Origin of the sequence: Curtobacterium sp. A7_M15 (assembly GCF_030705415.1) — a bacterium.
Lineage (GTDB): Bacteria > Actinomycetota > Actinomycetes > Actinomycetales > Microbacteriaceae > Curtobacterium.
Map to the genome: position 1 here is coordinate 32,804 of NZ_JAUZED010000023.1, position 5,356 is coordinate 38,159.

Annotated in this window: 4 protein-coding genes; 2 read left to right on the forward strand and 2 right to left on the reverse strand. The window is 71.2% G+C overall.

The features are described 5' to 3' along the window. Positions 1-53 precede the first annotated feature (53 nt). Positions 54-2,264, reverse strand: coding sequence for an NADP-dependent isocitrate dehydrogenase (locus Q7F20_RS06580; protein ID WP_305739319.1), 2,211 nt, complete (start codon positions 2,262-2,264; stop codon positions 54-56). A 191-nt stretch (positions 2,265-2,455) separates the two neighbouring features. Here Q7F20_RS06580 and Q7F20_RS06585 point away from each other — a divergent pair, with 191 nt between their 5' ends. Further along, positions 2,456-2,818: a hypothetical protein gene (locus Q7F20_RS06585; protein WP_305739320.1), complete on the forward strand. Its 363-nt coding sequence runs from the start codon at positions 2,456-2,458 to the stop codon at positions 2,816-2,818. A gap of 28 nt (positions 2,819-2,846) precedes the next feature. Then, positions 2,847-4,538, forward strand: coding sequence for a sodium:proton antiporter (locus Q7F20_RS06590; RefSeq protein ID WP_305739321.1), 1,692 nt, complete (start codon positions 2,847-2,849; stop codon positions 4,536-4,538). A 3-nt stretch (positions 4,539-4,541) separates the two neighbouring features. Here the strand turns inward: Q7F20_RS06590 and Q7F20_RS06595 are convergent, their stop codons facing one another. Then, entirely contained in the window at positions 4,542-5,036 is a 495-nt protein-coding gene (locus tag Q7F20_RS06595; RefSeq protein ID WP_305739322.1) for a hypothetical protein, read from the reverse strand. Positions 5,037-5,356 lie beyond the last annotated feature (320 nt).

Consider the following 5,356-nt stretch of genomic DNA (forward strand, 5'->3'; position numbering starts at 1 on the left):
GGGGGCGGGGGCCCCCCCCCCCCCCCCGCCTCCCGTCCGTCTGCCCGTCGCGTCTACAGCGCGGCGAGGATCCCGTTCAGCGTGGTGGACGGGCGCATCACGGCGCTCGTCTTGGCGTCGTCCGGGCGGTAGTACCCGCCGATGTCCGCCGGGTGCCCCTGCACGCCGTTCAGCTCCGCGACGATCGTCGACTCCTGTTCGCCGAGGGTCTTCGCGACGTCCGCGAACGCCGCTGCCAGCTCGGTGTCGTCGGTCTGCGACGCGAGCTCCTCGGCCCAGTACTTCGCGAGGTAGTAGTGGCTGCCGCGGTTGTCGATCGAACCGAGCTTGCGCCCCGGTGACTTGTCCTCGTCGAGGAAGGTGCCGGTCGCACGGTCGAGCGTCTCGCCGAGGATCTTCGCCCGCTCGTTGCCCGTCACCCCCGCGAGGTGCTCGAACGAGACCGCGAGCGCGAGGAACTCACCGAGGGAGTCCCAGCGCAGGTAGTTCTGCTCGACGAGCTGCTGGACGTGCTTCGGAGCGGAGCCGCCGGCGCCGGTCTCGAACAGGCCACCACCGCCGAGGAGCGGGACGACCGAGAGCATCTTCGCCGAGGTGCCGAGCTCCATGATCGGGAACAGGTCGGTGAGGTAGTCGCGGAGGACGTTGCCCGTGACCGAGATCGTGTCCTCGCCGCGGCGGATGCGATCGAGCGAGAAGCGCATGGCGTCCTCGGGCGACATGATCTCGATCTGCAGCCCCTCGGTGTCGTGCTCGCCGAGGTAGGTCCGCACGAGCCCGATCAGGTTCGCGTCGTGCGCACGGGTCTCGTCCAGCCAGAAGACCGCGGGCGATCCCGTCGCCCGAGCGCGCGTCACGGCGAGCTTCACCCAGTCGCGGATCGCCACGTCCTTGGTCTGGCAGGCGCGCCAGACGTCACCGGCCTCGACCTCGTGCTCGATGATCGTCTCGCCGCCGCTCGTCACCACGCGGACGCGGCCGTCCGCGGGGACCTCGAAGGTCTTGTCGTGCGAGCCGTACTCCTCGGCCTTCTGCGCCATCAGGCCGACGTTCGGCACCGAGCCCATGGTGGCCGGGTCGAAGGCGCCGTTCGCGCGGCAGTCCTCGATGACGGTCTGGTAGATGCCGGCGTAGCTCGAGTCCGGGATGACCGCGAGGGTGTCGTGCTCCTCGCCGTCCGGGCCCCACATGTGCCCGGAGGTGCGGATCATCGCAGGCATCGAGGCGTCCACGATGACGTCGCTCGGGACGTGCAGGTTCGTGATGCCCTTGTCGGAGTCGACCATGGCGAGTTCGGGGCCCGCGTCGATGCCGTCCGCGAACGCCTGCTTGATCTCGGCGCCGTTCGGCACGGCGTCGAGCCCGGCGAGGATCGAGCCGAGGCCGTCGTTCGGGTTGAGGCCGGCTGCGGCCAGGTCCGCGCCGAAGCGCTCGAACACGGTCGGGAAGAACGCCCGGATGACGTGGCCGAAGATGATCGGGTCGGAGACCTTCATCATCGTGGCCTTGAGGTGCACGGAGAACAGCACGCCCTGCTCCTGCGCGGCAGCGATCTGCTGCTCGAGGAAGGCCTCGAGCGCGCGGACGTGGAGGACGGTGCCGTCGACGACCTCGCCCGCGAGTACGGGGATCGACTGCTTGAGCACCGTCGTCTGCCCGTCGGCGCCGACGAACTCGATCGTCAGGACGTCGTCGGCGGGCGCGATCCAGGACTGCTCGTTCGAGCGGAAGTCGTCCGTGCCCATGGTCACGACGTTCGTCTTCGAGTCGTGGCTCCAGGCGCCCATGCGGTGCGGGTGCTTGCGGGCGTAGTTCTTCACCGAGAGCGGTGCGCGGCGGTCGGAGTTGCCCTCGCGCAGGACCGGGTTGACGGCGCTGCCCTTGACGCGGTCGTAGCGGGCGCGGGCATCGCGCTCCTCGTCCGTCGTCGGCTCGTCGGGGTAGTCCGGCAGGTCGTAGCCCTGCGCCTGGAGCTCCTTGATCGCGGCCTTGAGCTGCGGGATGGACGCCGAGATGTTCGGCAGCTTGATGATGTTCGCCTCGGGGGTCGTCGCGAGGTCCCCGAGCTCGGCGAGGGCGTCGTCCAGGCGCTGCTCGGCCGTGAGCCGCTCCGGGAACTGGGCGATGATCCGGCCCGAGAGCGAGATGTCGCGGGTCTCGACGTCGACACCCGCGGTGCCGGCGAAGGCCTGGATGACCGGGAGGAAGGAGTGGGTGGCGAGGAACGGCGCCTCGTCCGTGAGGGTGTAGATGATCTTGGCCATGCTGGCGGGTACTCCCTTGTTCGACCGTCGGTACGTCCACGCTACTCGCGCAACGGGATGTCTCGACATCAAGATACATGGTCACGACGACGTGGAGCAGACGCTCGGCCGTCTTCCCGGAGGCGCACCGTCGACACATAGGAACGTCGCCTGGACTGGTCTCCCGCACCACTCGACCGCAGGAGGCGCACATGTCGACGACACGGCAGACACCGGAGGACTTCGGGTGGTCCGCGGAGGACCTCCGTTCGGCGTACGCGGTGGACGGCAGCGGCCCGTACCGGTACGCACCGGACGGGTCCGGGCCGTTCTCGTACGACGAGGACGGCTCGGGGCCGTGGCTCGTCGGTCCGACGCCGCGGCGCGGGTTCGCCCGCTTCGCGCCCCGGGACCGCGGGTCGGGCTCGCTGCGGCGGATCGGGACCGCCGTGACCGCGGGCACGCTCGCGCTCGTCCTGGCCGCGGGCAGTGTCGCGGTCGTGGCCCACGTCGTTCCTCCACACCCTCCCGTGAACGCCTCGGCCGTCCACAGCACGGGACCCGACGGGGACTGATCGATCGGAACGGTGCCACGCTGGGGGTGTGAACGAACTCCTCGTCATCGGCGTGGTCGCCCTGGTCGCGATCGCGGGCTCCGCCGTGCTCGGTCCGCGCATCGGTGTCGCCGCGCCGCTCGTCCTCGTCGCGGTGGGGGTCGCCGCGAGTCTGGTGCCGTGGATCCCGGACGCCCGGATCGAACCCGAGTGGATCCTCGCGGGCGTGCTGCCGCCGCTGCTGTACTCGGCCGCGGTGTCGATGCCCTCGATGAACTTCCGGCGCGAGTTCGGCGCGATCAGCGGTCTGTCCGTCCTGCTCGTCGTCGCGTCGAGCCTGGTGCTCGGGCTGTTCTTCGCCTGGGTCGTCCCGGGTCTGGGCTTCTGGTGGGGCATCGCGCTCGGGGCGATCGTCAGTCCCACCGACGCCGTCGCGACCTCGATCGTCAAGCAGACCTCGGTGTCGCGGCGGGCGATCTCGATCCTCGACGGCGAGTCCCTGCTTAACGACGCGACCGCGCTCGTGCTGCTGCGGACGGCGATCTTCGCCGCGGGGGCGTCCTTCTCGTTCTGGGGCGCGCTCGGCGACTTCGCGAGGGCGGTCGCGATCGCCGTCGTCATCGGATGGTTCGTCGGCTGGCTGAACGTCTGGGTCCGTTCGCGGGTGCCGAACGCCGCGGTGAACACGGCGCTCTCGTTCGCCGTGCCGTTCGTCGCGGCGATCCCGACCGAGCACCTCGAGGGATCCGGCCTGGTCGCGGCCGTCGTCGCGGGGTTGTTCACGGGCATCGTCGGCCCGCGCAAGCTCCCTCCGGGGCACCGCCTGTCGGACGCGCAGAACTGGCAGACGATCGAGCTCGTGCTCGAGGGCGCCGTGTTCCTGACCATGGGGCTGCAGCTCGCGTCGATCCTCCACGACGTGCAGGCCGAGCACGCCGGCATCGGGCCGGCTCTCCTCATCGCCGTCGGAGCACTCGTGCTGACCGTGCTCGTCCGTGCCGCCTACGTCGTGCCGCTGCTGCTCGCGCTGTCCGCCAGCGCCAAGCGCGGCGAACGGATGCAGGAACGCTTCGCGGAGATGCACGCGCAGGACCGCGACGCCATGAGCGACGTGATCCGGGAACACCGACCGGGCAACCGGGCGCCGTCGGAGCGGGAGCTCGACCGCTTCGCGGTGCGGGTCCGTCGCACCCTCGCGGACATCGCGTACTACACGAAGGCGCCGCTCGGCTGGCGGGAAGGAACGGCCGTGGTGTGGGCCGGCATGCGCGGCGCGGTGACCGTGGCGGCGGCACAGACGCTCCCCGAGGGCACGCCCCAGCGGTCGTTGCTCGTGTTCGTCGCGTTCGCCGTCGCACTGCTCTCGCTCGTGGTCCAGGGTGGGACGATCGGACCGTTGCTCCGCCGCATCGCCGCCCCCTCGACGGACACCACCGAGCGGGATGCCGAGGAACGCCAGCGCCTGCTGCAGCTGATGCGCAGCGCTGCCGAGGCGGTCCCGGGGACGCGCGAGGACGGCCCGGCGACGCGTGAGGAGCTCGAGGCCGCCGACCCGGCCGAACTCCGGGCGTGGATGGGGCGCGCGAAGGCCCGACGCCTCGCGGTGCTCGAAGCGCAGCGTGCGGCGGTCCTCGACGCCCGCGACGACGGCAGCTTCGACGCCGAGGTGCTCGAGTCGATGCTGCAGAACCTCGATGCCGAGCAGATCGCGCTCGAGCTCAGGGGCGCTCCCGCACGCTGACCGTCACTCCCCGATCCGGATGCGGAACACGCGGACGCCGGAGGTCTTGAGCGCCGCGAGGCCCAGGCGCATCCGGAAGTTCCGGAAGGGCCGCTCGAACCCGGACGGTGCCGACGCCGCACCGATCTGGTGGAGCACCTCGGACGTCAGGGTCCGTTCGACCTTCGGCGCGAGCCGGGTCAGCCCCGACACCGTCACGACGATCCGGACCGCGTGCGGCGCGAGCAGCAGGTCGATCATCTCGGCGGCCTCGTGCGCGCGGTGGAACGCCGGGTCGTCACCGGGCCGGCGGATGGCGATGACGGCGAGTTCGGCATCCCAGGTCTCCCCGGGGTCGGGCAGGTCGTCCACGCCGACCACACGCATCCGGGCGGCGTCGATCCCGGCCCGCACGGCAGCGGCCCGCAGCACCGGCAGGAGCTCCTGCGTCCCGGCGAGCACGACGTGCGCTGTCGCCAGGTCGACGGGTTCGTGCCGCTCGCGCGGTGTCCGGGCCATGTGGAGGGTCCTTTCCGCTCGCTCACTCCGGACACTACTGAACCGGGCGGTCCCGGGGCCGCGCCGAGCTGCCCGATCAGCAGGCTCCCAGCCCGTCGGTAACGAAGAGATCACGAAAGGACCTGTACAAAGCGACAGAGTCGTGCAGAATGGTGGGCGGCCATGACGACTGCACGCGAACTCGACCAGCACCCGGGCACCCCGGTGGTGCACCTGTCCCGTCGCGCCGCCCTCGAGGCCGAGCGTGCCGCAGCCCGCAGGCCGGCCCGCCGCGAGCGGCCGCCGAAGCCCGAGCGCACGGCGAAGCCCGGGCGCACGCC

Coding starts and splice junctions, on each gene's coding strand:
- Q7F20_RS06580 (WP_305739319.1), bottom strand. CDS start 2,264: ATGGCCAAGATCATCTACACCCTCACGGACGAGGCGCCGTTCCTCGCC.
- Q7F20_RS06585 (WP_305739320.1), top strand. CDS start 2,456: ATGTCGACGACACGGCAGACACCGGAGGACTTCGGGTGGTCCGCGGAG.
- Q7F20_RS06595 (WP_305739322.1), bottom strand. CDS start 5,036: ATGGCCCGGACACCGCGCGAGCGGCACGAACCCGTCGACCTGGCGACA.